26 protein-coding genes are annotated in these 23,919 nt (G+C 71.0%); 10 read left to right on the plus strand and 16 right to left on the minus strand.

Annotated elements, in window-relative coordinates; genetic code table 11:
- The first annotated feature begins 3 nt into the window (after positions 1 to 3).
- Positions 4 to 759 carry a hypothetical protein gene (locus ACFQU4_RS32535; protein ID WP_377500237.1) on the plus strand — a complete coding sequence of 252 codons (756 nt, stop codon included), beginning with the start codon at positions 4 to 6 and terminating at the stop codon, positions 757 to 759.
- A gap of 348 nt (positions 760 to 1,107) precedes the next feature.
- Complete coding sequence (locus ACFQU4_RS32540) at positions 1,108 to 1,737, plus strand: GNAT family N-acetyltransferase (RefSeq protein ID WP_377500239.1); 630 nt, start codon at positions 1,108 to 1,110, stop codon at positions 1,735 to 1,737.
- A 13-nt stretch (positions 1,738 to 1,750) separates the two neighbouring features.
- Here the strand turns inward: ACFQU4_RS32540 and ACFQU4_RS32545 are convergent, their stop codons facing one another.
- The 6 genes from ACFQU4_RS32545 to ACFQU4_RS32570 form a co-directional block, all read right to left on the minus strand.
- Positions 1,751 to 2,755, minus strand: a complete 1,005-nt coding sequence (locus ACFQU4_RS32545) for a hypothetical protein (protein WP_377500241.1) — start codon at positions 2,753 to 2,755, stop codon at positions 1,751 to 1,753.
- 32 nt (positions 2,756 to 2,787) lie between these two features.
- Positions 2,788 to 4,407 (minus strand): extracellular solute-binding protein, encoded by a 1,620-nt coding sequence (locus ACFQU4_RS32550; RefSeq protein WP_377500243.1) that lies wholly within the window; start codon positions 4,405 to 4,407, stop codon positions 2,788 to 2,790.
- Between the two features lie 111 nt (positions 4,408 to 4,518).
- Positions 4,519 to 5,586 (minus strand): substrate-binding domain-containing protein, encoded by a 1,068-nt coding sequence (locus tag ACFQU4_RS32555; protein ID WP_377500245.1) that lies wholly within the window; start codon positions 5,584 to 5,586, stop codon positions 4,519 to 4,521.
- Positions 5,587 to 5,613: 27 nt separating this feature from the next.
- Complete coding sequence (locus ACFQU4_RS32560; protein ID WP_377500247.1) at positions 5,614 to 6,843, minus strand: alpha/beta fold hydrolase; 1,230 nt, start codon at positions 6,841 to 6,843, stop codon at positions 5,614 to 5,616.
- The gene (gene alr, locus ACFQU4_RS32565; RefSeq protein WP_377500249.1) at positions 6,843 to 7,976 is read right to left on the minus strand and encodes an alanine racemase; all 1,134 of its coding nucleotides are present in this window, start codon (positions 7,974 to 7,976) and stop codon (positions 6,843 to 6,845) included. The genes ACFQU4_RS32560 and alr overlap by 1 nt, the downstream gene beginning before the upstream one ends.
- 30 nt (positions 7,977 to 8,006) lie before the next feature.
- On the minus strand, positions 8,007 to 9,452 hold the full coding sequence (locus ACFQU4_RS32570; protein ID WP_377500251.1) for a bifunctional ADP-dependent NAD(P)H-hydrate dehydratase/NAD(P)H-hydrate epimerase: 1,446 nt from the start codon (positions 9,450 to 9,452) through the stop codon (positions 8,007 to 8,009).
- 108 nt (positions 9,453 to 9,560) lie between these two features.
- On the opposite strand from ACFQU4_RS32570, the gene ACFQU4_RS32575 reads away from it, so the two are divergent.
- Complete coding sequence (locus ACFQU4_RS32575; RefSeq protein ID WP_377500253.1) at positions 9,561 to 10,445, plus strand: aminoglycoside phosphotransferase family protein; 885 nt, start codon at positions 9,561 to 9,563, stop codon at positions 10,443 to 10,445.
- 9 nt (positions 10,446 to 10,454) lie between these two features.
- Here ACFQU4_RS32575 and ACFQU4_RS32580 read toward each other — a convergent pair whose 3' ends face one another.
- The 4 genes from ACFQU4_RS32580 to ACFQU4_RS32595 form a co-directional block, all read right to left on the minus strand.
- Positions 10,455 to 11,237, minus strand: coding sequence for an ABC transporter permease (locus tag ACFQU4_RS32580; protein WP_377500255.1), 783 nt, complete (start codon positions 11,235 to 11,237; stop codon positions 10,455 to 10,457).
- Complete coding sequence (locus ACFQU4_RS32585) at positions 11,234 to 12,193, minus strand: ATP-binding cassette domain-containing protein (protein ID WP_377500257.1); 960 nt, start codon at positions 12,191 to 12,193, stop codon at positions 11,234 to 11,236. Before ACFQU4_RS32585 ends, ACFQU4_RS32580 begins: the two co-directional genes overlap by 4 nt.
- 116 nt (positions 12,194 to 12,309) lie before the next feature.
- Positions 12,310 to 12,840 (minus strand): EXLDI protein, encoded by a 531-nt coding sequence (locus tag ACFQU4_RS32590; RefSeq protein ID WP_377500259.1) that lies wholly within the window; start codon positions 12,838 to 12,840, stop codon positions 12,310 to 12,312.
- A 57-nt stretch (positions 12,841 to 12,897) separates the two neighbouring features.
- Positions 12,898 to 13,866 (minus strand): phosphotransferase family protein, encoded by a 969-nt coding sequence (locus ACFQU4_RS32595; RefSeq protein ID WP_377500352.1) that lies wholly within the window; start codon positions 13,864 to 13,866, stop codon positions 12,898 to 12,900.
- Between the two features lie 112 nt (positions 13,867 to 13,978).
- On the opposite strand from ACFQU4_RS32595, the gene ACFQU4_RS32600 reads away from it, so the two are divergent.
- Both ACFQU4_RS32600 and ACFQU4_RS32605 read left to right on the plus strand, forming a co-directional pair.
- Positions 13,979 to 14,515: a hypothetical protein gene (locus tag ACFQU4_RS32600; protein ID WP_377500261.1), complete on the plus strand. Its 537-nt coding sequence runs from the start codon at positions 13,979 to 13,981 to the stop codon at positions 14,513 to 14,515.
- Between the two features lie 43 nt (positions 14,516 to 14,558).
- Positions 14,559 to 15,098, plus strand: a complete 540-nt coding sequence (locus tag ACFQU4_RS32605) for a hypothetical protein (protein ID WP_377500263.1) — start codon at positions 14,559 to 14,561, stop codon at positions 15,096 to 15,098.
- A gap of 27 nt (positions 15,099 to 15,125) precedes the next feature.
- Here the strand turns inward: ACFQU4_RS32605 and ACFQU4_RS32610 are convergent, their stop codons facing one another.
- A complete protein-coding gene (locus ACFQU4_RS32610) occupies positions 15,126 to 15,476 on the minus strand; it encodes a holo-ACP synthase (RefSeq protein WP_377500265.1) in 351 nt (116 codons plus the stop codon).
- A 64-nt stretch (positions 15,477 to 15,540) separates the two neighbouring features.
- Positions 15,541 to 17,394 (minus strand): glutamine--fructose-6-phosphate transaminase (isomerizing), encoded by a 1,854-nt coding sequence (gene glmS / locus ACFQU4_RS32615; protein ID WP_377500267.1) that lies wholly within the window; start codon positions 17,392 to 17,394, stop codon positions 15,541 to 15,543.
- A 96-nt stretch (positions 17,395 to 17,490) separates the two neighbouring features.
- On the opposite strand from glmS, the gene ACFQU4_RS32620 reads away from it, so the two are divergent.
- The 3 genes from ACFQU4_RS32620 to ACFQU4_RS32630 are packed head-to-tail and all read left to right on the plus strand — an operon-like array spanning position 17,491 to position 19,255.
- A complete protein-coding gene (locus tag ACFQU4_RS32620; protein ID WP_377500269.1) occupies positions 17,491 to 18,024 on the plus strand; it encodes a hypothetical protein in 534 nt (177 codons plus the stop codon).
- A gap of 45 nt (positions 18,025 to 18,069) precedes the next feature.
- Positions 18,070 to 19,038: a type I pantothenate kinase gene (gene coaA / locus ACFQU4_RS32625; protein ID WP_377500271.1), complete on the plus strand. Its 969-nt coding sequence runs from the start codon at positions 18,070 to 18,072 to the stop codon at positions 19,036 to 19,038.
- A 25-nt stretch (positions 19,039 to 19,063) separates the two neighbouring features.
- The gene (locus ACFQU4_RS32630) at positions 19,064 to 19,255 is read left to right on the plus strand and encodes a hypothetical protein (RefSeq protein ID WP_377500273.1); all 192 of its coding nucleotides are present in this window, start codon (positions 19,064 to 19,066) and stop codon (positions 19,253 to 19,255) included.
- 25 nt (positions 19,256 to 19,280) lie between these two features.
- Here the strand turns inward: ACFQU4_RS32630 and ACFQU4_RS32635 are convergent, their stop codons facing one another.
- Both ACFQU4_RS32635 and ACFQU4_RS32640 read right to left on the minus strand, forming a co-directional pair.
- Positions 19,281 to 19,730, minus strand: a complete 450-nt coding sequence (locus ACFQU4_RS32635) for a DinB family protein (protein ID WP_377500275.1) — start codon at positions 19,728 to 19,730, stop codon at positions 19,281 to 19,283.
- Entirely contained in the window at positions 19,727 to 20,107 is a 381-nt protein-coding gene (locus ACFQU4_RS32640; RefSeq protein ID WP_377500277.1) for a nuclear transport factor 2 family protein, read from the minus strand. Before ACFQU4_RS32640 ends, ACFQU4_RS32635 begins: the two co-directional genes overlap by 4 nt.
- 88 nt (positions 20,108 to 20,195) lie before the next feature.
- Here ACFQU4_RS32640 and ACFQU4_RS32645 point away from each other — a divergent pair, with 88 nt between their 5' ends.
- Entirely contained in the window at positions 20,196 to 20,879 is a 684-nt protein-coding gene (locus ACFQU4_RS32645) for a hypothetical protein (RefSeq protein ID WP_377500279.1), read from the plus strand.
- A gap of 25 nt (positions 20,880 to 20,904) precedes the next feature.
- Here ACFQU4_RS32645 and ACFQU4_RS32650 read toward each other — a convergent pair whose 3' ends face one another.
- Positions 20,905 to 21,462 (minus strand): TetR/AcrR family transcriptional regulator, encoded by a 558-nt coding sequence (locus ACFQU4_RS32650; RefSeq protein ID WP_377500281.1) that lies wholly within the window; start codon positions 21,460 to 21,462, stop codon positions 20,905 to 20,907.
- A gap of 107 nt (positions 21,463 to 21,569) precedes the next feature.
- Between ACFQU4_RS32650 and ACFQU4_RS32655 the strand changes: the two genes are divergently transcribed.
- Complete coding sequence (locus tag ACFQU4_RS32655) at positions 21,570 to 22,454, plus strand: NmrA/HSCARG family protein (RefSeq protein WP_377500283.1); 885 nt, start codon at positions 21,570 to 21,572, stop codon at positions 22,452 to 22,454.
- A gap of 102 nt (positions 22,455 to 22,556) precedes the next feature.
- On the opposite strand, the gene glmM is transcribed toward ACFQU4_RS32655, so the two are convergent.
- A complete protein-coding gene (gene glmM, locus ACFQU4_RS32660) occupies positions 22,557 to 23,909 on the minus strand; it encodes a phosphoglucosamine mutase (RefSeq protein WP_377500285.1) in 1,353 nt (450 codons plus the stop codon).
- Positions 23,910 to 23,919 lie beyond the last annotated feature (10 nt).

Here is a 23,919-nt window from a genome sequence, read left to right on the forward strand (position 1 = left end):
GTCGTGACGCGGACCGCGGGTGTTGCCGAAGCGGTCACCCGGGGCGTCGTCGCGGCGCGGCCGGCTGTCCCGGAAGCGATCGTCGCGGGGACGGTCGCCACGCGGCCGGTCGTCCCGGCGGCGGTCATCGCCGAAGCGGTCGCTCCGGGGACGGTCGTCACCGAAGCGGTCGTTCCGGGGACGGTCGTTACGGGAGCGATCATCACGGGCGCGGTCGTCGCCGTACCGGTTGTCGCGGGGGCGTTCGTCGCGCTGACGGTCGAAGGGGCGACGGTCGTCGCGGCCCCGGTCGTTGCGGGGACGGTCATCGCGGCCCCGGTCGTTGCGGGGACGGTCATCGCGGCCCCAGTCGTTGCGGGGGCGGTCGTTGCGGGGACGGTCGTCGGTACGGAACCGGTCGCCGCCGGAGCGGTCGTCGCGACGGAACCCGCCACCGGACCGGTCGTCCCGGCGGCCGCGGTCGTCGCGGGGACGATCGTCACGGGAACGGCTGTTCCCGAAGCGGTCGCTGCGATCTTCCCGGGACCAGCTGCCCTGGGAGCGGTCGTCGCGGGAGCGGTCCGTGCTCTTGCGGTCGTCCCGGTAGCGATCCGGGCGGGTGTTGTCGTCGCGGCTGTACCGCTCGTCGGTGCTGGGCCGGTCGTCCCGGGTCCGCTCGCTGCGGAATCCCTGCTCCGGGCGGCGGCTCGGCCGCCGGCCGCGGTCGGCCCGCTCCTTGGCGGTCCAGCGGTCCTTCTTGGACTTGGGGTTCTTGGTTGACTTCGGGCGCGCGCGGGAACCCGCGGCAGTGCTCGACATCTTGATGCTGCTCACTTCTCTGCCCATAGGCGGGCGATCGCTCGGTTCGCTCACACGATCGATCGACCCACACGGGTGCGAAGAAGAGAGAACCGGTGGTCCGCGCTCGGCGGACGCATGGCCCAGGAGCGGAAATCGTCCCGGGGAGGCCTTCACTCTAGCAACCAGACCCGCCTCGCCACGAATCGGCGAAGGCCGTGGAGCCCCCATCGATGCGTCGAGTGTGAGGAAACGCCCGGTTGGCATCGTTTTCAGCGGGTCGGGACCTCACACTCGGTGGTGTCGGCGGGCGGGGTTAGGGTCCGGCGCATGTGGTTCGTCGAGGCCTGGGTGACCGGGTGGATCAAGTCGCGGCGGCCGCCGCTCGCGGAGCCGGTCGACGGGGGCTGGTTCATCCAGCGGGACACCGACTTCGAGTCGTGTCGCTGGGTGCTCACCGGGCCGGATCCGGAGCGGCTGGCCGAGATCGTGGCCGGTCCGGTGCCGGAGGCCGCGTGCGTGAAGTTCGCCGGCGATCCGGCGGTCTGGCTGCCGCGGTTCGGTTCCGGTTGGGTCGAGGCCGACCCCGGTTGGTTCATGACCCGCGAACTCGGGCCGGCCGACGCTCCCTCGGTGCCTGACGGCTACCGGATCGAGGTGTCGGCGGAGCCGGAGTTGATCATGGTACGGGTGCTCGACGGGTCCGGTGAGCTCGCCGCCTCGGGCCAGTGCGGCCTGGTCCTGCCCTACGCGGTCCCGGACATCATCGTCACCGAGGAGGCGCATCGTCGCCGTGGCCTCGGCCGGCTGGTGATGGGCGAACTGCAGCGGCTCGCGTACGACAGCGGGGCGCGGACCGCAGTGCTGTCGGCGACGACCGACGGTCGGGAGCTCTATCGCAGCCTCGGCTGGCGTGAGCTCAGCGGCCTGGTCGGCGCCTACTACCGGCCCGGTTCCTGATCATGGACGGCGGTCAGATGAACGGCCGCCGGTCCAGCACCAGGCGCAGCGGCACCGGCGTCCGGATCGACCCGGGCACGGCCCGCTGCAACTCGGCCAGGGCGCAGACGGCGCCGAAGGTCGAGTGGACGTCGTCGAACGCGGCCGACTCCCGGTAGGACTGATCGTTCAGCAACGCGACGACCCGTTCCACCAGCAGGTCCAGCGCGGCGCCCACCTCGTCGAACCGGTGCGCGGTCTGCCGCCGGGCCCGGCTCAGGCAGAAGATCAGATCGATCTCGGCGAAGCCCACCGTGTCCAGCGCGAACCGGCCGGCCGACTCGTGCAACAAGATCAGACAGCTGTCGATCAGCCGGTCCACGGCCGGCCACGGCTGGCGCAGGTAGTCGTAGACGAAGTGGTAGTGGAACGAGCCGCCCAGGTTCGAGAAGAACCCGGGCCACTCGTCGGCCGGCAGCATCCGGCCGCGCCGCCAGAGTCCGGTCGCCGGGTCGACCTCGGCGTCGAACCAGTCGAAGTAGGCGTCGAACCAGTCCGGCCCGACCTCGCCCGTGATCGCCAGCGCCGAGGCCGCGCCGGCCGCGTCGTGGGAGGCCGGCCAGGGCCGGTCCCAGTCCAGCCCGTCCAGGAACCGGCGAAGTCGATCATGGTCGGCCAGCTCGGCCAGGAACGCGAGCCGGTGGCGCGGCCGGGCGTCGAACAGTTCCAGCGCCGCCGTCACGTGCGCTGTGGTGTGGTAGCGCGAATGGCTGCCGTCGACGAACTCGCCGTCCGGCTTCTGGAAGCTCTGCAGGCCGGCCACCCAGGCGGCCCGTTCCTCGGCGTCGTACGGCAGCTCGCCGATCATGGCCAGCAGGTTCGCCGCGTCGGCGCAGCCGTAGGCGTCCGGGGCGCCGCTGTCGTACCCCTCCCGGCGGAGGTGCCGGGTGTAGCGGCCCGGCTCGCCCAGGTTGTAGCCGACCAGCCACCCCCGCAGGAAGTCGACGAACTCGGTCAGGTCGTGGCGATACCGGGGCATGCGCGAAGATTCCCTCTCATCGTGATCATGAACTACTGGGCGTCCCGGGCCGCGGCGAACTCGGCCTTGATCTTCTGGCCGTCGCCGGAGTTCCAGGTACGCAGAGCGTCGGCAAGATCATCGAGCGTCTTCCGTCCGGTGATCACGCCGTTCTGCAGGTCGGTCAGGGTCTTGCCGAACGTGTTGCCGGTGCGGGCCTGCGTCTCCGAGTACAGCCCGATCACGGCGCTGCGCCGATAGCCCGGCTCGGCCTGCCGCGCGAAGTCGTACTTGGCCTTGGTGATCTTGGTCAGCGACCCTTCGTAGGCGACCTTGACACCGTCCGCAAGGTGATAGTCGAGCGCCTCGGTGACCGGCGTGATCTCGTCGGTGCCGCGTCGGGTCAGCACCGGGTTGTCGCCCTCGACGGTGTGCTGATCACCGGCGTTGCCGTACTTGCGATAGAGGAATTCCGCCGATCCGAACGGTGCCGCGAGGAAGTTCATGATCTTGAGCAGTTCCACGATCCGGTCGTCGTCGGCCTTGGTCAGGATGGTGAAGTTGGTCGACCCGGCCCCGATGGCGTACGTCGGCGTCGCGCCCGCGAAGCCGCGGACGGTGAGCCCGCCGATCACCTCCTGCCGGCCCTCGGGCAGGAACCGCGCCAGCGATCCCCAGGCCGAGTAGCCGTCCGGATGGATCCCGATCTGGCCGCCGACCAGCCGCTGTTTGCCGAGCACGGTGGCGTTGGCGGCGAACGCGTCCGGATGCAGATAGCCGGCCTTGGCCAGCTCGGCCGCCCAGCTCAGCGCCTGCCGGTACTGCTCGGTCTCCTGCCAGCGGACCAGGCCGCCGTCCACCTCGCCCCACTCGTTGATCCCGCCGAGCGCCCCGTTGAGGTACGCCATCGGCGGCAGGCTGAGCGCGTACCGGGACTCCTTGGGCGCGGTGAACGCCGCACAGAGCTCACGAAACTCCTCCCAGCTCCCGGGATCGGGGTTCAGCCCGCGTTGCTGGAACAGGTCGGTCCGGATGAACGGCACCCCGGACTGGATCGGCCGCGGCACCGGCAGCCCGTAGATCCGGCCGTCGAAGATCGTCGTCCGCCACATGTCCGGCGCGAACGTGGCGAGGTTCGGGTAGTCCTTGATCGACTCGCCGGACAGGTGGCCGGTCAGGTCTGCCGCAACGGCCTTGAGCAGCTGCGGCAGCTGGGGCTGGGTCGGCAGCATCTCCAGCAGATCCGGCAGTTCGTTGCCGCTGACCGTCGTCGCGAGTTTCGCCTCGTAGTCGGGCGCCGGCACCACCTGCAGCTGCAGTTCGGCGTTGAGCTTGGTGTTGAGCCCGGCCAGGTACGTGTTCGCCGGGGCCGTCGTCGGCGTGACCGCGTAGCTGCTCAGCAGCGCGACCACCGGACCACCGGCCCCGGGCGGCGCCGACACCGAGGCCGCCGGGTCGGCCGGATAGCCGAGGTAGCCGTCCGGGATGCCGGCGGCGGTGCCCTTCAGGTCGGGTACGGCGCCGGCGTAGGGCTGGTTGACCGGCAACGTGACCGGGCCGGACGCCGTGTCCGGGGCGTCACCGCTGCCGCCGCAACCGGCCAGCGATGCCGTGGCCAGTCCGGCCGCGCCGCCGAGCAGCATGCGCCGGGTGATCTCGGGTGCGGGTGTCATCTGCGGCCTCCTCGCCGTCGGATCGAACCGGTGATCATGAATCGGGTGATCACCACGCACCGACGCTAAGGACGCCGAGCCGGGCGGCGGGAGCCGAATCGCTCAAATCGCTCAGCGAGTACGGGCAGCGGGGCCGGTCGAGGTCCGGACCACCAGGACCGGCAGCAGCCGTACGTGAGCTACCGGTGGCGGGTCGAGCCCGGCACTGCGGACCCGGTGCCGGCGCAGCAGCAGCGAGACGGCCTCGATGCCTAGCTCGTGCTTCGGCGGCGAGATCGAGGTCAGGGCGAGATCGGGGCCCGGCGTCACGATGTCGTCGTACGCCAGCACCGACACGTCCTCCGGCACCCGCGCGCCGGCCTTCCGGAGCAGCGGCACCAGGGCCTGCGCGGTGGAATCTGTGTGCACGACGATCGCCGAGGCGCGGACCTTGATCACGGACTCGACGATCGGGGCCAGCGCCGCCGGGCTGGGCCGCGGCGGGGTCAGCATCGGCGGCAGCAACTGCGGCATCCCGCGCCGGTCGAGCTGATCGACGAAGTAGCGCCGGAGCAGCCGGCCGGGCGGCGACTCGTCGTGGATCGTCGCCACCACCCTGCGGTGGCCCAGCTGCTGAAGATGATCAAGGCCGAGCCGCATCCCGTGCGCGTGGTCGGCGATCACCGAGTCGAGCCGGAACAGCGGATGTTCGGGATCGACGTCCCGGCCGCCGAGCACCACCGGCACCGTCAGCCGGTCCAGCCAGGGCGTCGGTTCGGCCAGCTCGGCCTCGCTGCGCCACTGCGGCGCGTAGATCAGCCCGAGACAGCCGGCCTTGATCAACCGGCGGGCCGCCCGGTCCGCCTCGGCCTGGGTCTCCACCGGCTCGATCAGGAACCGGTGATCACGGCGTTCCGCCTCGCGCCGGGCGGCCTGCGCGATCAGGGCCAGGTAGCGGTTGTCGGAGTGCATCATCCCGATCGTGGCCGCCCGCGGCGCCCGACGACCGCCCGAGCGCGGCACCAGTTCGACCGAACCGTGCCGGCGGAGCAGCCGGCCGCGCCGGCGGAGTTCCTCGACGTCGCGCCGGATCGTCGCGCTCGAGACGCCGAACTCGTCGGCCAGCTCGGCCAACCGGGCGGTACCGGTCCGGCCGACGCTGCGGAGCAATCCGGCCCGCCGGTCCTCGGCCGCGCTCATCCGGTCGGCCGCACGGGGCGGTGCGGCTCAGCGTCCCGGTTCCTGATCACCGGCCCGATCCTGATCAAGAGCCCGCCCCTGATCGATCACCGGCTCCTGCTGGGCCCGCGCGATCAGCCGGTCCAGGACCGGGTTGATCTCGCTGTGCCGGTCGATGATGCCGAGATGGCCGCAGCGCTCCAGCCGGTGCGACTCGGCGTCCGGGAGCAGCGCGATGATCTTGTCGGTGTGCTCGATCGGCGTGATCACGTCGTCCAGTCCGCCGACGACCGCGGTCGGAATCCCCCGGAGCACCCGGAGCGCCTCGTACTCGTCGAGTTCGGCGAACGCCGGATAGAAATCGGCGACAACCTCGAGCGGGGTCCGGCCGAGCATCTCGCTGACGAACTCGATCCAGGCGACCGGCGGATCGGCCGAGCCGAAGGCCATCCGGCGGGTCACCACGTAGCCGATGTCGGAGCCCGCCTGCCGCCCCTTCTCGACCAGCTCCGGGATCCGGTTCAGTGTCGCCATCAGCGGCTGCGCGATCCGGGAGAAGGCCCGGCCCGGCAGGGCTCGGATCGGCGAATGATCAGCCATCTCCCCCGCCGACGTGGCGAACAGCGCCACCCCGCGGACCCGGCTGCCGAACCACTCCGGCCGGGTCTGGGCCAGGTGCATGATCGTCATGCCGCCCATCGAGTGGCCGATCAAGATCACCGGGCGGTCGCCGGCCAGTTCGTCGAGCACGGCGGCAAGATCATCGGCGAGCTGCGGGATCCGGCAGCGTTCCGGGTCGGACCGGCCGGACCGGCCGTGCGAGCGCTGGTCGTAGAAGATCTGCCGGTAGCGGCCGCGGAAGTACTTCCGCTGGAAGTGCCAGCAGTCCAGGCTCAGGGCGTAGCCGTGGACGAAGACCAGCGTCGGCCGGTCCGGGTCGTCCGTGTCCGGCTCGTCGATCTCGGTGTGCAGCAGCACCCCGTCGGCCGTGGTGAGGATCGGGCCGTCGGACCGCAGCCCGAAGAATTCCTCGTCGGCGCGGTCGGAGCGGCGGTGGATCCGCTTGCTGACGAACCGGCGTTCCAGTTCCAGGCCGGCCGCGATCCCACCGGCGGCCAGGGCGGCGAATCCGGCCAGCAGCCCGAGGCCCTCGCCGACCCCGATCCCCGACCGGGCCGGCGGGGTCGCCGCGCGGCGGGCCGGGTCGGCGCTCGGTGTCGGTGGCCGGCGCGGCGTCGGGCGCGGGCGAGGCGTCGGTTGCGGGCGTGGCTTGGCCATCAGTCCGTACCGTTCCGGTAGCGCCGCGGCACCCGGGCGCCGATCCGCGTGACGATCTCGTACGCGATCGTGCCGCACCAATCGGCCCAGTCCTCGGCGGTCGGTTCGCCGGCCGTGCCGGGCCCGAACAGGACCGCCTCGTCGCCGAGCTTGCCGCCGTCGGGTCCGAGATCGACGACGAACTGGTCCATGCAGACCGTGCCCCGGTTCGGCGCCCGGCGGCCGGCCACCTCGACCTCGATCCGGTTGGTGCCGTGCCGTGGCACGCCGTCGCCGTAGCCGAGCGGCACCAGGCCGACCACGGTGTCCTCGGTGGAGGTCCAGCGGCAGCCGTACGAGATCGAGACGCCGGGTCCGATCGCGTGCACGTTCGCCAGCTGGGCCCGCAGCGTCATCGCCGGTGTGAGCGTGATGCCGGCCAGCTTCGCCAGGCCGGGGGCCGGTTCGATGCCGTACGCGGCGATGCCGATCCGGACTAGGTCGAAGCGGGCGTCCGGCAGGATCATCGCGCCGGCCGAGTTGGCCAGGTGCCGCTGCGGGTCGAGGCCGGCCGCGCGCGCCTGCTGGTACGCGGCGTCGAAGGCCTGCTGCTGGAGCGGGACCGAGGGATGGCCGGGCTCGTCGGCGGCGGCCAGGTGGGACCAGACCGCGACCACCTCGACCCCGCCCCGTTCCTGGGTCGTGCGGGCCGCGGCGCAGAGCGCGGGCCAGTCGGCGGCGTCGCAGCCGTTCCGGGTCAGGCCGGTGTCGATCTTGAGATGGACCCGCGCGAGGTGGCCGGTGCTCTCCGCGGCCGCGGCCACTCGGGCCAGCTGGTCGACGGACTGGATCGACACGTCGACGTCGGCGGCGACCAGCGGGGTCAGGTCCTCGTCGGGCCCGTACAGCCAGCAGAGCACCCGGCCGGTGTCGCCCGCCGCGCGCAGCCCGAGGGCCTCGTCCGGGATCGCCGCCCCGAGCCAGTCGGCGCCCGCCGCTCGGGCGGCCTCGGCGGCCCGCACCATGCCGTGCCCGTACCCGTCCGCCTTGACCACGACCATCACGGCCGCCGGCGCGACCAGGTCCCGCAGCGTGCCGACATTGCGCCGGATCGCGGCGAGATCGATCTCGGCGCTCGCGGTCTGATGATCCACGAGGTCCTTTCTACCGCAGCCGTGGGCGGGTCAGTCGGACCGTCCGGTCCCGATGCGTGCCGTCTCGGCCAGCTGGGCGATCGTCTCCGGAAGCAGCCGGGCCAGGTCCTGCGGCGGCCGGGGCCCCGGGTGCCGGGTCGCGGCGTAGGCCTGCAGCGAGGCGGCCAGCTGGCCGGCCCGGAACGCGGGCTGCCCGGCCGCGAGCAGGGTGCCGCAGATCCCGGCCAGCACATCGCCGGAGCCGGCCTGCGCGGTCCAGGAGGGTCCGGGCAGGGCGACCCAGACCGGTGCCGTGTCGGGCGAGGCGACGAGTTGGGTGGCGCCCTTGAGCAGCACCGTCGCGCCGGTCTGCTCGGCGCCGGCCCGGACCGCCCGGATCGGTGCCGCCTCGACCGCCGACCGTTCCCAGCCCAGCAGCCGGGCCAGTTCGCCGGCGTGCGGCGTGAGCAGCCAGCTCGACGGCAGCCGGTCCGGCAGCAGGCGCAGCCCGTCCGCGTCGACCACGGCTGGGGTGCCGGCGTCCAGCGCGTCCTTGATCAATCGCGCACCGTCCGGCCGGTCGCCCCAGCCGGAACCGAACACGTGCGCCTGCACCCGGCCCGGGGCGAACACGACGTTCGGGAGTTCAGCGCCGACCAGCGACGTCGGGTGATCGGCGCCGAGGAACCGGACCATCCCGGCGCCCGAGTACACGGCGCCGAGCGTCGACAGCAGTCCGGCGCCCGGATAGCTGTCCGAGCCGGTGTCCAGGCCGACCACCCCGCGCGCGTACTTGTCGACGTGTCGTCCCGGGTACGGCCACAGGGCGGCCAGTCCGGCGACGTCGAGCGCGATCAGCTCGGGCCGGGCCGCGGCGAAGTCGAGGCCGATGTCGATCATGGTCAACTCACCGGTGGCCGACCGGCCGGGCTCGACCAGGTGACACGGCTTGCGGGCGCCGAAGGTCACCGTCCGGCGGGCCCGGATCCAGTGATCACCGACGGCCCCGGAGTCGCTGTCGACGCCCGACGGCAGATCGACCGCGATCACCGGAATCCCCTTCCCGGCCAGGCTTCCGGCCAGTTCGGCCACCGGCGCCGGCAGCCCCGGCCGGCCGCCGATGCCGAGGATCCCGTCGATCGCGAGATCCCAGGGCTGGTCCGGGACCTCCGGCAGCGCGACCAGCCGTCCGCCGGCCTGCTCGAACGCGGCCAGGCCGCCGGAATGGGGCGTGCCGAGGCAGCGGACGGCCAGCACCCGGGCACCGCGGCGGGCCAGCATCGCACCGGCGTACAGGGCGTCGCCGCCGTTGTTGCCACCACCGACCAAGATCAACACCTGTGCCCCGTAGACCCGACCCCGGGTCATGGCCAACTCCCGCCGGACGACTGCCGCGACTCCGGCCGAGGCCCGAAGCATCAGCGCAGAACCGCTGCGGTCGATCTCGACCTGCTCCACCTCGCGGACCGTGGCCGTCGAATAGGCGCGCTGTTCCATGCGGCCCAGGTTAGGACGGCCCGTGCGATGCGGAGTGAGTGGTCGCCGGTTCCTCGCGGCGGATATTCACTCAGGACTGCCCGGAGGGTTCTCCTAGAGTGGTCGCCCATGGTGGAGATTCCGGAGAGCTTTCGCGCCATGCCGCGGTGGTGGCACGACGGCACCGCCTGGCTGGACCGGCTGCCGGAGTTGATCACCGAGACCTGCGATCGACTGCGGCTCACCGTCGACGGGCCGGCCCGGCACGGCTCGAACGCGCTGGTGCTGCCGGTCCGGCGGGACGGGCGGCCGTACGCCCTCCGGCTGAACCCGCCCGATGATCAGGAGCTGCCGGCGCAGGTCGCGGCGCTGGAGTTCTGGGCCGGTCGCGGCACGGTCCTGTTGCACGAGACGGATCCGGCCGCCGGGGCGATGCTGCTGGAGCGATTGGACGGCGCGCGTTCGCTGTCCGCGCTGCCGCTGGCGGAGGCGGTGCCGATTATCGCCGGGGTGATGCGGCGGCTGGCGGTCGACCCGCCCGAGGACGTACCGACGACGGACTCCTGGCTGCGCAACGGGGCCGAGCGGTTCGGCCGGGAGTGGGCGGACCTCGGCCGGCCGTTCCCGGACCGCCTGCTCGACGGCGTCCGGGAGGCGACCGACCGGTTGATCACCGAGCCCGGCGAGGACCGGGCGGTGAACGGCGACCTGCACTACGACCAGGTGCTGGCCGGCGAGCGGGAGCCCTGGCTGGTGGTCGATCCGCTGCTGATCCGCGGCGACATCGAGTACGACCTCGCCCGGATCCTGTGGAGCCGGCTGGACGAGATGACCGACCAGGCGGTGCATGATCATCTTCGGACCGTGGTCGAGGTGGCGGAGCTGCGGCCGGAGCGGGCCCGCTGCTGGGTGATCTTCCGCGCCGCCGACTACCTCTTCTGGGGTCTGAGGCACGGCCTCACCGAGGACCCGCCCCGCTGCCGCCGCCTGCTCGACCTGTTCCTGCCGGCCTGACCCGATCCGTCAGCGGCTGGGGTCGCGGCGGTACAGGTGCCGGGACCAGAGGAAGCCGCCGACCGAGATCACCAGGCACCAGCCGATGGCCAGGATCCAGCTGTACCCGATCGGGGTTCCGAAGAGCAGGCCGCGCAGGGTCTCCATGATCGGCGTGAACGGCTGGTACTCGGCGAACCAGCGGAGCCCGACCGGCATCGATTCGGTCGGCACGAATCCGCTGCCCAGGAAGGGAAGCAGGGTCAGCGGCATCGGCGTGTTGCTGGCCGACTCGACCGTCTTCGCGGCCAGGCCGAGGGCGACGCAGAGCCAGGTCAGCGCGAAGCCGATCATGGTGATCACACCGATCACGCCGAGCCACTGGAGCGGCCCGGCCGGCGACCGGAAGCCGATCAGCAGGGCGACGCCGATCACCACCGCGGAGATCAACAACGTCTGGACGACGCCGCCGATCACGTGCGAGGCGAGCACCGACGGACGGAAGATCGCCATCGTCCGGAACCGGGCGATGATCCCCTCGGTCATGTCCATCGCGGCGGACACCGCGACCCCCTGGGCACTGGCCGCGACCCCCATCACGAGGATCCCGGGCACCACATAGTTGAGGTAGTCGCCGCGGCTGCCGCCGATGCCGGCCCCGAGGGTGCCGCCGAAGACGTACACGAAGAGCAGCATGAAGATGATCGGCATCCCGATCAGCAGCAGGGTCATGCTCGGATAGCGGACGATGTGCAGGAGCTTGCGGCGGGCCATCGCCATCGTGTCGGCGGCCGCGTACGTGAGCGTACTCATCGGACTGATTCCTTCTCGGTCGTGATCATGGACTCTTTGGGCTGCCCGGTGAGGGCCAGGAAGACGTCATCAAGATCAGGCGTGTGTACGGAGAGCTCGGCGATCTCCACCCCGGACCGGTCCAGCCGGTCCAGCACCGTGCGCAGCGAACCGACGCCGCCGTCGCTGGGCACCTGCAGGGTGAGGGCCTCCAGATTCGGCACCGACCCCTCCAGCGCCACCGTTGCCGCGCCGAGCGCCTCGGCGTCGCCGAACCGGAGCAGCAGGTGCCCGCCGGCGATCCGGCCCTTCAGCTCGGCCGCCGTACCCTCGGCGATCAGCCGGCCGTGATCAAGGACGGCGATCCGGTCGGCCAACTCGTCGGCCTCCTCCAGGTACTGGGTGGTCAGGAAGATCGTCACGCCGCCGGCGACCAGCTCCCGGATGATCTGCCACATGGTCCGCCGGCTGCGCGGGTCGAGACCGGTGGTCGGTTCGTCCAGGAAGATGATCTTGGGATTGCCGACCAGGGTCATCGCCAGGTCGAGCCGGCGCCGCATGCCGCCGGAGTAGGTCACGGCCGCCTTCTTGGCCGCATCGACCAAATCGAACTGCTCCAGCAGCCGGGCCACCGTCGTCTCGCTCTCGGCCCGGTCCAGGTGGTGCAGCCTGGCCATCAGCCGCAGGTTCTCGGCCCCGGTGAGCAGCCCGTCGACCGCGGAGAACTGGCCGGTGACGCCGATCGCGGCACGGACCGCGTCGGGTTCGGTGGCCAGGTCGTGCCCGGCGACCCGGGCCCGGCCCTCGTCCGGCGTGATCAAGGTGGACAGGATGTTGACGGTGGTCGTCTTGCCAGCGCCGTTGGGGCCGAGCAGGGCGAAGATCGTGCCGGTGGCGACGGTGAGGTCGACTCCTTCGAGCACGGTCAGGTCGCCATAGCTGCGGCGGAGGCCGACGGCTTCGATGGCTGTGGGCATGGCTCTGCCTTTCAAGGTGTGGGTGCGAGGTGGGCAGGCTCGGAAGACCGGAGGGCGCCCCGTCCTTGATCGGACTCAGTTCCCTCGGTGGAGTGGTGTGGCTGGGTGGACCTAGGTCAGATGTCCAGGTCTTCGATCAGCGGATGATCTTGGGCCGACGACACGAGGTCGTACAGCTTGGCCGGGATCTTGGATTTCAGTTCCTCGACGGTGTCGACCACGTCGAGGGTCGATTCGCCCTCGGTGAAGCTCCAGCTCTGGTTGGCGCTCAGGTTGCCGATCCAGGCCCGCCAGCCCTGGGTCCATTTCTCGGCGTTCTCGGACTGGTCCTTCCATTCCGGCGACCGTTCGGTGTGCACCACGAACTTGCCGGTACGGCTCCGGTAGACCTTGATCGTCGCCACCGACGTCGCCGTGCTGTCCATCCATTCGGCCAGCAACTGCCCGGAGAACCGAACCTTACGGCCGACGCCGAGGCCGACCTTGACGACGATCTCCTCGAAGCCCTCCAGCTTGCCTTCCTCCAGCTCGACATACCTCCGGAGGGCGGTCGTGATCGCCTGGGACAGGCTGCCTCCGGCCAGCTCCTGAGCCCGGGCGAAGAGCTCCTGGTCGCTGTCGGAGACATAGATCGTCTTGTTCGGCATACGCAGAACTATACATATACATATGAGTACATGGCAACCATCGGTCGTCGGCCGGGCTCAACGCCCTTCGGGCACGGCGTCGAGATAGCGCTCGAGCCAGGGCCGGAAGGGAAGCTGCCGCGGCCACCAGCCCGCGCCGGCCCGCTTCGCCCACTCCCAGATCATGATCCGTTCCAACACCACCAGGACCCGGAACCGCCGGCGATCGAAACTCGGCCGGCCCGACAGCCCGGCCTCCAGGAACGGCAGGGCCAAGCCGGGTTCATGATCAAGATAGGAACAGAACTGGCGGGTCAGCTCCTCGTCCGGATGGCCGTAGTGGGCGCTGGCGAGGTCATAGATCCCGGTGACGGTCCAGCAGCCGTCGACGGGAGCGGCCGTCACGTTCTGCCGGCTGTAGTCGCCGTGCAGCAGTACGGGAGCGAAGGGCTCGGCCAGCGCGTCGGCGGCGTCGTCGAGGAGCGCGACCACCCAGGCCCGGTCCTCGGCACTGACGGCGAGCGCCCGGTCCAGGGTCTCCAGCACGGTCGCGGTGACCCAGCCCGCCCAGTCCGGTTCGAGCGGCTCGACCGCACCGGTCTCCGGGTTCCAGTGACCGGCGAGCTCGCCGGTCACCGCGCTGATCATGGCCGCCGTCGCACCCAGGGATCGCGCCAGTTCGGTCCGCCCGGCGGGCGGCAGCGCGGCATAGACCTGCTCGTCCGCGACCTGCCACCCGGCCAGCCTGCCCATGATCACGTACGGCCAGCCGAACAGATCGGCCGACGATTCGTGGTGGTACGGCCACGGTGCCGGCACCGCACCATGATCATGAAAGACGCGGGCGAAGAAGGACTCCTGGGCGAACTGTCCCGGGGTCAGCGGGTTGCCGCGGAGCACGTACCGGCCGCGATCGGTGTCGAGGAAGACGTTCTGCCCGAAGTTGCCGGTCGCCGCAACCTCGGCGCGCAGCAGCCGGCCGAGCCCGAACCGGTCCAGCCCGTCCTGGAGCCGGCCCTCGCTCAGCGCCCCGAGCCGGTCGGTCATCACCACAGCAGGGAGCCTAATCGGCTCGACCGTGCCGACGTGCAGGTGACGAGTGCGACTCGATCGGATCACGAACCGGGGCCCTGAGGCGCGGCGTATCTACGCTCGATCCATGGCCCGGACGTCGCTGTGGTGGGTGCTGTTGATCATCATCCTGTCGATCGCCGGCTGCACCGTGCCGCCCCGGCCCGAGCCGCGGCCGGTACCGATCCAGCGTCCGCTCGTCGACGGCCGCTGTCCGCGCGACGGGATCGAACCGATGAGGCCCATTGATGAGGGCGATCCGTACCTCGGCTCGTTGCCGCCCGAGGGCTTCCGCCCGGACACCGTGGTCCGCTGCACCGTCAGCCCGGGCCGACACCAGAACGGGTACGAGCTCATCGACGTCACCGAGTCGTCCGCCGCGGTCACCCCCGAGCTGCTGACGGCGCTCGCCCTCCCCGACGAGGTGCCCGAGCGGGCCGACTTCGGCTGCCCGGAGAACCTGGAGCCGACGCTCCACCTCCTGCTGGTCGACGCGACCGGGCGCGGGTACCGGCCACGCATCCCGGTCACGCCGTGCCACCGGCCGCTGGCGGAGGTCCGCCGCGCGATCGAGGCCTTGCCCTGGCGGGTCACGGCGAAGTTCACGATCAAGCAGCGATCCTGACCGGGACACCCCGGCAGGCTCGCCGGAGATCTACCGTCGAGGCATGGCTCGACGGCTGCGGGGATGCTGGTTGGTGGCGCTCCTCATGATCACGTACGGCTGTGGCACGGACACCGGCTGGAGCCCACGGCCGGCACCGACGCCGGCGCCGCTGGTGAAGGGCGAGTGTCCGCGCGACGGCGACGGGCTGATCCACCCGCAGGTGCCGGACGACCAGTACGCCGGCGGACTGCCTCCGGCGGACTTCGTGCCGACCCAGGTGATCCGGTGCGTGGTCGACGGGCCGGAGACTCGCAAGGACGGACGGCTCGGCTACACGGTCGAGGAACTCGTCGGCACACCGTCGGACGACCTGTCGCAGGCGCTGTCCCTGCCGGACGACGGACAATCCGGCTGGCACGAGGTCTGCCCGGCCCGAGCGGAGATTCCGATCCGGCTGCTGCTGGTCGACGCCGCCGGGCAGGGCTACTGGCCGCGGATCCCGATCACGTGGTGCCACGAGGCCAGATCCGAGGTGTCCAGGGCGGTCGCCGCCATCAGCTGGCGAGAGCGTGCCACCTTCCAGGTCATGCGGGAACCGTGACCGCCGGCTGACGGGATCCGGGCCCGGTCAGCCCTCGCAGACGACCATGGCCGAGGCGATCCCGGCGTCGTGCGAGATGGAGAGGTGGATGGTGCCGACACCGAGCTGTTCGGCCCGGGCGGCGACCGTACCGATGATCTTGAAGGACGGTCGCCCCTCGGCGTCGGTGATCACCTCGGCATCGGTCCAGATCATGCCGCTCGGTGCACCGAGCGCCTTGGCCAGCGCCTCCTTGGCGGCGAACCGCGCGGCCAGCGAGGCGGTCGACTTCTTCGCCTCGGCCGGCGTGAACAGCCGATGGATCAAGCCCGGCCGGCGCTCGATCGTCTCGGCAAACCGGGACACGTCGCAGACGTCGATCCCGACCCCGATGATCATCCCGGGGTCCCCGCGGCGTTGTTCGGGGGAGCGCAGCGGAGGAGAAGAACGTCGTGGGGTGGTTTCACTCGACCGTGACCGACTTGGCCAGGTTGCGCGGCTGGTCGACGTCGTGACCCTTCCGGGTGGCCAGCTCGCAGGCGAACACCTGCAGCGGCACCACGGCGAGCATCGGTTGCAGCAGGGTGGACACCTTGGGGAGTTTGATCATGAGATCCGCGTATGGCTCGACGGCCTCGTCATCGAACTCGGCGAGCACGATGGTCCGCGCGCCGCGGGCCCGGATCTCCTGGATGTTGGAGACCACCTTGTCGTGCAGTTGATCACGGCCGCGCGGCGGCACCACCACGAACACCGGAAGTTGATCATCGATCAGGGCGATCGGGCCGTGCTTCAGCTCGCCGGCCGCGAAGCCCTCGGCATGGATGTACGCGAGCTCCTTGAGCTTCAGCGCACCCTCGAGGGCGACCGGGTAGCCGACGTGCCGGCCGAGGAACAGCACCGACGGCTCGTCGGCGAACTCCTCGGCGAGCTTGATCACCGGTTCGATGTCGTCCAGTACGGACTGGATCGCGGCCGGCATCCCCTGCAGCTCGGCCACGGTGGCGGCGATCTCGTCGTCGAACTTGGTGCCGCGCACCTGGGCCAGGTAGAGCCCCAGCACGTAGCAGGCAACCAGCTGGGTCATGAAGCCCTTGGTCGACGCGACCCCGATCTCGGGCCCGGCATGGGTGTAGATCACCGCGTCGGACTCCCGCGGGATGGTGGAGCCGTTGGTGTTGCAGATCGCCAGCACCCGCGCCTTCTGCTCCCGGGCGTGCCGGACCGCCATCAGCGAGTCGGCCGTCTCACCGGACTGCGAGATGCAGACGACCAGCGTGTTCGGCCCGACGATCGGGTCCCGGTAGCGGAACTCGTGGGCCAGCTCGACCTCGCAGGGCAGCCGGGTCCAGTGCTCGATCGCGTACTTCGCGACCAGGCCCGCATAGAACGCCGTACCGCAGGCGATGATGATGATCTTGTCGATCTTGCGCAGGTCGTCCTCGGACATCCGCAGCTCGTCCAGGACCAGCTTGCCCTCCTTGGAGTGCCGGCCGAGCAGCGTGTTCGCGACCGCGTCCGGCTGCTCGTAGATCTCCTTGCGCATGAACCAGTCGTAGCCGTCCTTCTGGGCGGCGGTCAGGTCCCAGTCGACGTGGTACGGCCGCACGTCGGCCGGCCGGCCCTCGAAGTCGGTCACCGTCACCCCGGCCGACGTGATCTGGACGACCTGGTCCTGGCCCAGCTCGATCGCGTCCCGGGTGTGCTCGATGAAGGCGGCCACGTCTGAGGCGAGGAAGTTCTCGCCCTCCCCGACGCCGACCACCAGCGGCGAGTTGCGGCGGGCGCCGACCACCAGGTCCGGGGTGTCCCGGTCGACGGCGACCAGCGTGAACGCGCCGTCCAGCCGGACGCAGACCCGGCGCATCGCGGTGGCCAGGTCGACCCCCTCGTTCAGCAGCCGGCCGATCAGGTGGGCGACGGTCTCGGTGTCGGTGTCGGAGCTGAGCGGGATCCCGGCGGCGACCAGTTCGGCCCGCAGCGCCGCGAAGTTCTCGATGATGCCGTTGTGCACCACGGCGACCCGGCCGTCGGCGGACAGGTGCGGGTGCGCGTTGGTGTCGTTCGGTGCGCCGTGGGTCGCCCACCGGGTGTGCCCGATGCCCTGGCCGGTCAGCGGCAGCGGCTGATCGGCGAGTTCCTTGTCCAGGTTGGCGATCTTGCCGGCCTTCTTGACACAGCGGAGCGTCCGGGTGTCCCCCTCGTCCACCACGGCTACCCCGGCGGAGTCGTACCCGCGATATTCGAGCCGTCGCAGTCCCTCGACCACGACCGAGCCGGCGGGCTTGGTTCCGACGTATCCGACGATTCCACACATGCCCGACAGGCTAGTGGACTCCGAACCCTTGCGCGGTGATGCTCCGTCCGCCGGTCAGTGGAAGAATTCGGGCCGCTCCACGTAAGGGGAAACGGCATGCTGGAAATGCTGCGGGACTCCGCGTTCACGTCGGCCTGGTTCGGGCTGATGGCGATGGTCTGGTTCGGCTGGGCCCAGGAGGCGCCGCCGCCGCGGACCAAGCCGCTGCTGATCGCCGGCTCGGTGCTCGGCGTCCTGCTGGCCGCCGGCTTCGGCGTCTACACCGGCTTGCACTGGGGCGATCCGACGGCGCTGAACGAGACGGGCCGGATGCGCTTCGGGATCGTCGTCGGCATCGAGGTGGCGGCGGCCGGGATCGGCTGCCTGGTGTTCGCCCGGTTGGGCGCGCGCCGCTGGATGGCCTGGTGGGTGGCGGTCGTGGTGGCGCTGCACTTCCTCAGCCTGGCCTGGATCTTCGGCGGCTGGGGGCTGGTGCTGCTCGGCCTGGTCCAGGTCGCCGGGCTGGCCTGGCTGGCGTACCGGATCAAGGGGCAGGAACACCCGACCAGCCGGTGGGTCGGACCACTGATGGGGGTGACGATCCTCCTCTTCGGCCTGGTCAACGGCGTCGTCACCCTGGCCCGCGGATGATCCTGGTTTCGTACCGACGGCGCCGATTCGGCAGAATGCTTCCTTGTGGTTCAGCGGTTCACCGGAAACGGCAACGGCAACGGCCTCGGCCCCTATGTGGAGCGCGACCGGGCCGATTGGGCTGAGTTGGCGGCGTCCACGCCACTCACCCTCGATGCAGCGACCCTGGAGAAGCTGCGCGGCCTGCGCGACCCGACTCGGCTGATCGATGTCAGTGAGGTCTACCTGCCGCTGACCAGACTGCTCAGCGAGTACGTCCGGCACACCGGCAACCTGTATCGCTCGACCAACGAGTTCCTCCGGCTCTCGGTGGATCGGACGCCGTTCGTGATCGGGGTCGCCGGGTCGGTCGCGGTCGGCAAGTCGACGATGGCCCGGCTGCTCCGCGAGTTGCTGGCCGGCTGGCCGGAGCATCCGCGGGTCACCCTGATCACCACCGACGGCTTCCTGCTGCCGAACGCCGAGCTGGAACGCCGCGGCCTGATGCACCGGAAGGGCTTCCCCGAGTCGTACGACCGCCGGGCGCTGCTCCGGTTCGTGATCGACGTGAAGTCCGGCAAGGAGGAGGTCACCGCGCCGGTCTACTCACACCTGTCGTACGACATCGTGCCGGATGAGCAGGCCGTGGTCCGGCGGCCGGACATCATGATCATCGAAGGCCTCAACGTGCTGCAGCCGGCCCGCGTCCGCGCCGACGGCACCACCGGTCTCGCGGTGAGCGACTTCTTCGACTTCTCCGTGTACGTCGACGCCGACCCGGTCGACGTCCGGGACTGGTACATCCAGCGCTTCCTGTCCCTCCGCGACACCGCGTTCCAGGACCCGCGCTCGTACTTCACCAAATACGGCCGGCTCACCGAGGAGGAGGCGGTCGCGGAGGCCGGCCGGATCTGGGACTCGATCAACGGGCCGAACCTGTGGACCAACATCCGCCCGACCCGGGGCCGCGCGACGGCAATCCTGCGCAAGGATTCCGACCACCGAGTGAAGTGGGTACGAATCCGGAAAGTCTGATCCCGGACCGCTAGCGTACGAAGGCATGAGCAACCCGTATCAGCAGCCGTCCGAGACCAAGGTGATCATCGGTGCCGGCACCGCCATCAAGTTCGGCTTCTTCGCCGCGTTCGGGGTGGTGCTGTTCTCGCTGATCATCTCCGTGATCATGCTGCTGATCAGCGCCCTCCTCGTGATGATCTTCGGCGTCCAGACCCCGTTACCGTTCCCGCGCTGACCCCTTTGGGCGCAACCGGTGCCGGTCAGCGGGGACCGAGGCCGGTGGCGCCGTCGATCAGTTCGCGGGCCACGTCGAGATGCCCGGCGTGCCGTGCGGTCTCCTCGATCAGGTGCAGCAGCACGGTCCGTACCGAATCAGAGAGCGGTACGTGCTCGGGCGGCACCGGACCGCGCGGCCGGTCGGTCAGCGCCAGCCCGGCCAGCACCCGGTCCGACCGCACCCACTGCTCGCGATAGGCCTGCACCGGGCCGATCCCGACCGGGTCCGGCCCGACCTCCGCGCCCGCGAGCAGGCCGTGACACCAGTAGCGCTCGGCACCGGTCAGGTGCATGATCATGGACGCCGGCGTCCAGCCGCTCGGCACCACCGTCCGGTTCAGCGCGGCGTCGTCGAGCCCGTCCACGATCGCCACGACGCTGTCGCGCTGAGCCTGCAGGTAGTGCAGCAGGTCGGCCCGGTCGGGCTCGTTCATGCGGCGGCCAGCGGAACCAGGTAGGACTCGACCCGGCTGATCTTGTCGCCCGCGAAGGTGAAGACGTCATTGAACGCGAACCGGTGCACCCGGCCGTCGACGAACGTGCCCTGCCCGGTGCCCAGCGCGACCACCGCGTCGGCGCCTTCGATCAGCCGGTCGACGATCAAGGTCGGACTGCCGCTGAAGGCCTCGTTCTCGATCTCGCCGTCGAACGCCGCTTTCCCTTGCAGGTGGCGGAATCCGGGCAGGTCCCAGATCACGTCGTCGGTGAGCAGGGCCAGGATCGCCTCATGATCACTGCGGCGGAATCCCTCGAAGTAGCGCTGCACCAGATCCTGACGATGGGACCCGGTCGCGCTCTCTGGCGTTGTCATATCCAGCATCATGCCCTGCCGCACTGACGATTGACCCTCCCCCTCGGGCTACCGGCGCTACGCCGCCGGGCAGCTCCGGGACGCGATCATGATCAAGGCGCTGCGGGACGCCGGCGTGCCGCTGGCCGAGGTGGCCACCGCGGCACCGGACCGGGCGGCCGAGCTGCTGGACCACCATCGGGAGCGGGTCGCGGCGGCGCGGCGGGCCGAGGACCTGGCCGCCGAGCAGGCCCGGCGGGTGCTGACCGACCTCGACACGGAGGTCGCCGTCGAGCACCGGTCCGCGCCACCGCAGCCGTACGCGGGCGTGCTGGTGGAGATGAGTGCCGACGACGACGCCCGGGAGTGGAACGACGACGAGCCGGCGAACCAGGCGTTCGGCGCCCTCTGGCAGGCCCTGGCCGCCGCCGGGAACCAGCCGACCGGCGACTTCTGGTCGACCATCCGCTCCGCCCGGAACCCGGAGCAGGTCCAGCTCGTGCTGAGCTGGCCGGTGGCCCGCGAGCCGGATCCCGGCTTCGCCGTGCCCGGCCACCGGGTCGAGGTCGGCACCCTGCCCGCGCGTGAGGAGATCGTCGCCAGCTGGACCTTCGACGGCTCCGACCCGGCCGAGGGCGCCATGCACCCGGCTGCGATCGCCCTGGTCGAAGAGGTCGAGCGCCGCGATCTCGACCTGAACCTCGGCCTGCTCCGCCAGCTCGGGATCACCGACGAGACCGGAACCCCGACCGGCATCGAACTCGCCTACGGCCTCACCAACCCGGCCGACTGACCCCGCGACAGCCGGCCGGACAAGATCAGCTCGCGAGGCCGGTCTCCATGACGGCGAACAGGCGCTCCAAGCGAGCCTCCTTGTCCTCGGCGTAGTCGCTGGCCCAGGCGAGCCCGGCGGTGAGGGCGAGCAGGTCGCTCGGCGTGAGGTCGGCCCGGATCGCGCCGGCCGACTGGGCGCGCTCCAGCAGCCGGGCGCCGGCCGTCCGCATCCCGTCGCAGGCGGCGTGCAGGGCCGAGTCCCGGTCCCGCAGCGCAGACAGGACCGCGTCCGGCAGGCCGTGGACCGTCGCCGACGCGGCCGCGAGGTCGCGCAACCAGGTCACGACCGCCCGGTAGGGCGGCTCGCCGAGGAGTTCGTCGGCCCGGGCCTGTAGCCGTTCGAACCGTTCCTGCATCAACGCCTCGAGCAGCGCCTCGCGGGTCGGGAAGTGCCGGTAGAGGGTGCCGATCCCGACCTCGGCGCGCCGGGCGATGTCCCGCAGCGACGCGCTGGTACCCCGTTCGGTCACCACTTCCTCGGCCGCGGCGAGCAGCCGCTCGCGGTTCCGGCGCGCGTTGGCCCGGAGGGCGGGGTCGGGCATCGGGCACTCCCTTCTTGATACCGGAGCACTGCTCCGTTACGCTGAATCGGTATCGGAGCACTGCTCCGCTACGACTCTACCAAGCCGACTCGAGGGAGATCTTGATCATGAACGACGGCCGACCGATCCTGGTCACCGGAGCCACCGGACAGCAGGGCGGCGCGACCGCCCGCCACCTGCTCGCCGCCGGGCGCCGGGTCCGGGCCCTGGTCCGCGATCCGAGCGCCGACCAGGCCACCGCCCTGGCCAAGCTCGGCGCCGAGCTGGTGCGCGGCGACCTGACCGACCGGGCGTCACTGGACGCCGCGATGGCCGGAACCGCGGGCGCCTTCAGCATCCAGCCGGCGACCCGTCCGGGTGAGCCCATCGAGGCGGAGGTACGGATGGGCACCGACGTCGCCGAAGCCGCGGCGGCGGCCGGCGTTGATCAACTGGTCTACACCTCGGTCGCCGGGGTCGACCTGAACGCGGCCGGTACCGGCTGGCAGTCCAAGCTGGAGATCGAGCAGCGGATCGCCGAGCTCGGCGTACCGGCCACCGTGCTGCGGCCGGTGATGTTCATGGAGAACCACCTGCATCCCGGGTACGGAATCCGCAGCGACCGCAGCGTGCTGCGGCTCCCGCCGGAGGGCGTACGGATCCAGGTCATCGCCGTCGACGACATCGGCGCCTTCGCGGCTCTGATGTTCGCCGATCCGGGCCGGCACCTCGGCCAGGTGTACGAGCTCGCCGGCGACGAGCTGACCAAGGCCGACTTCCGGACCAAGCTCAGCGCGGCCACCGGCATCGTCCCCGATCTGGATCCGCCGACCGAGCCGGATCCCGCGGTCCGGCTGGACATCGCCGCACTGTCCCGGACCGGCTCGTTCGCCGGCTGGAACGCCGACCTCCCCGCCCTGCGTGCGATCCATCCCGGCCTGAAGACCTACGACGACTGGCTCGCCGCCGGTGCCGCCGCCGAGTTCCGGAAGCTCTACGGGATCGCAGCCTGACCGAACCACGGGGTGCCGGGGCGTGCAGCGACTGGGCACTTCCGCAGCGACACGCCGTCAGGACGCCTGCTTTTGTGCCCGGTCAGCGGGCTTGGGGGAGGCTCAGGTGAGGGTCAGGGTGGTGCGGACCACGGAGGCCAGGTGTTCGGCCACGGCGGTGGCGCGGTCGGCGGTCTCGGCTTCGACCATCACGCGGACCAGGGACTCGGTGCCGGAGGGGCGGAGCAGGACGCGGCCGGTGGTGCCGAGCTCGGCGGTGGCGTCGGCGACGGCCCGGGTCAGGATCGGGTCGGAGTTGGCGCGGGTCTTGTCCACGCCGGGGACGTTGATCAGGACCTGGGGCAGTCGGGTCATCACCGAGGCCAGCTTGGCCAGCGGCTGGCCGGAGGTGGCCATCCGGCGGACCAGGTGCAGGCCGGTCAGGATGCCGTCGCCGGTCGTCGCGTGCTCGGACAGCACCACGTGCCCGGACTGTTCGCCGCCGAGGACGTACCCGCCGGCCTTCATCGCCTCCAGCACGTAGCGGTCGCCGACCTTGGTCTGCTGCACCGCGATGTCGGCCGAGTGCATGGCCTGGACCAGACCGAGATTGCTCATCACGGTCGCGACCAGGGTGTTGCCGACCAGGCGGCCCTGTTCGGAGAGCGCCACCGCGAGGACGGCCAGGATCTGGTCGCCGTCGACGACCTCGCCCGCGGCATCCACGGCCAGACAGCGGTCGGCGTCACCGTCGACGGCCAGCCCGAGATCGGCGCCGTGCTCGATCACGGCGGCCTGCAGGTCCTCCGGATGGGTGGAGCCGCAGGCCTCGTTGATGTTGATGCCGTCCGGCTCGGAGTGCAGCCGGATCACCTTCGCGCCGAGCGCCTCGAAGGCCTCCGGCCCGGCCCGGTGGGCGGCGCCGTTGGCACAGTCGAGCACCACGGTGATGCCGTCGAACCTGGTCGGTGCGACGGTCCGGACCAGGTGCCGGACGTACGAATCGGTCAGCGCGGTGTCGTTCCAGACCCGGCCGACATCGGCCCCGGTCGGTCGCGGCCACGGCGCCCGCAGCCTGGCCTCGATCAGATCCTCGACGGCGTCGTCCAACTTCTCGCCGCCGCGCGCGAAGAACTTGATGCCGTTGTCCGGCATCGGGTTGTGACTGGCCGACAGCATGACGCCGAAGTCGGCCTTGGTGGATCGGGTCAGGTACGCCACACCGGGCGTCGGCAGGACGCCGAGTCGGTGCACGTTGACCCCGGCGCTGGCCAGACCGGCCACCACCGCAGCTTCGAGGAACTCCCCGGACGCCCGCGGATCGCGGCCCACGACCGCGGACGGGCGGTGCCCACCAAAGGCACCGCTCTCCGCGAGAACATGGGCCGCGGCCACCGAGAGGTCGAGCGCCAGTTCGGCGGTCAGCAACTCGTTGGCCCGGCCACGGACTCCATCGGTCCCGAACAGTCGCCCCATCGCGAGGACG

The sequence above is a fragment of the Microlunatus sp. GCM10028923 genome (assembly GCF_042666975.1).
Lineage (GTDB): Bacteria > Actinomycetota > Actinomycetes > Propionibacteriales > Propionibacteriaceae > Microlunatus.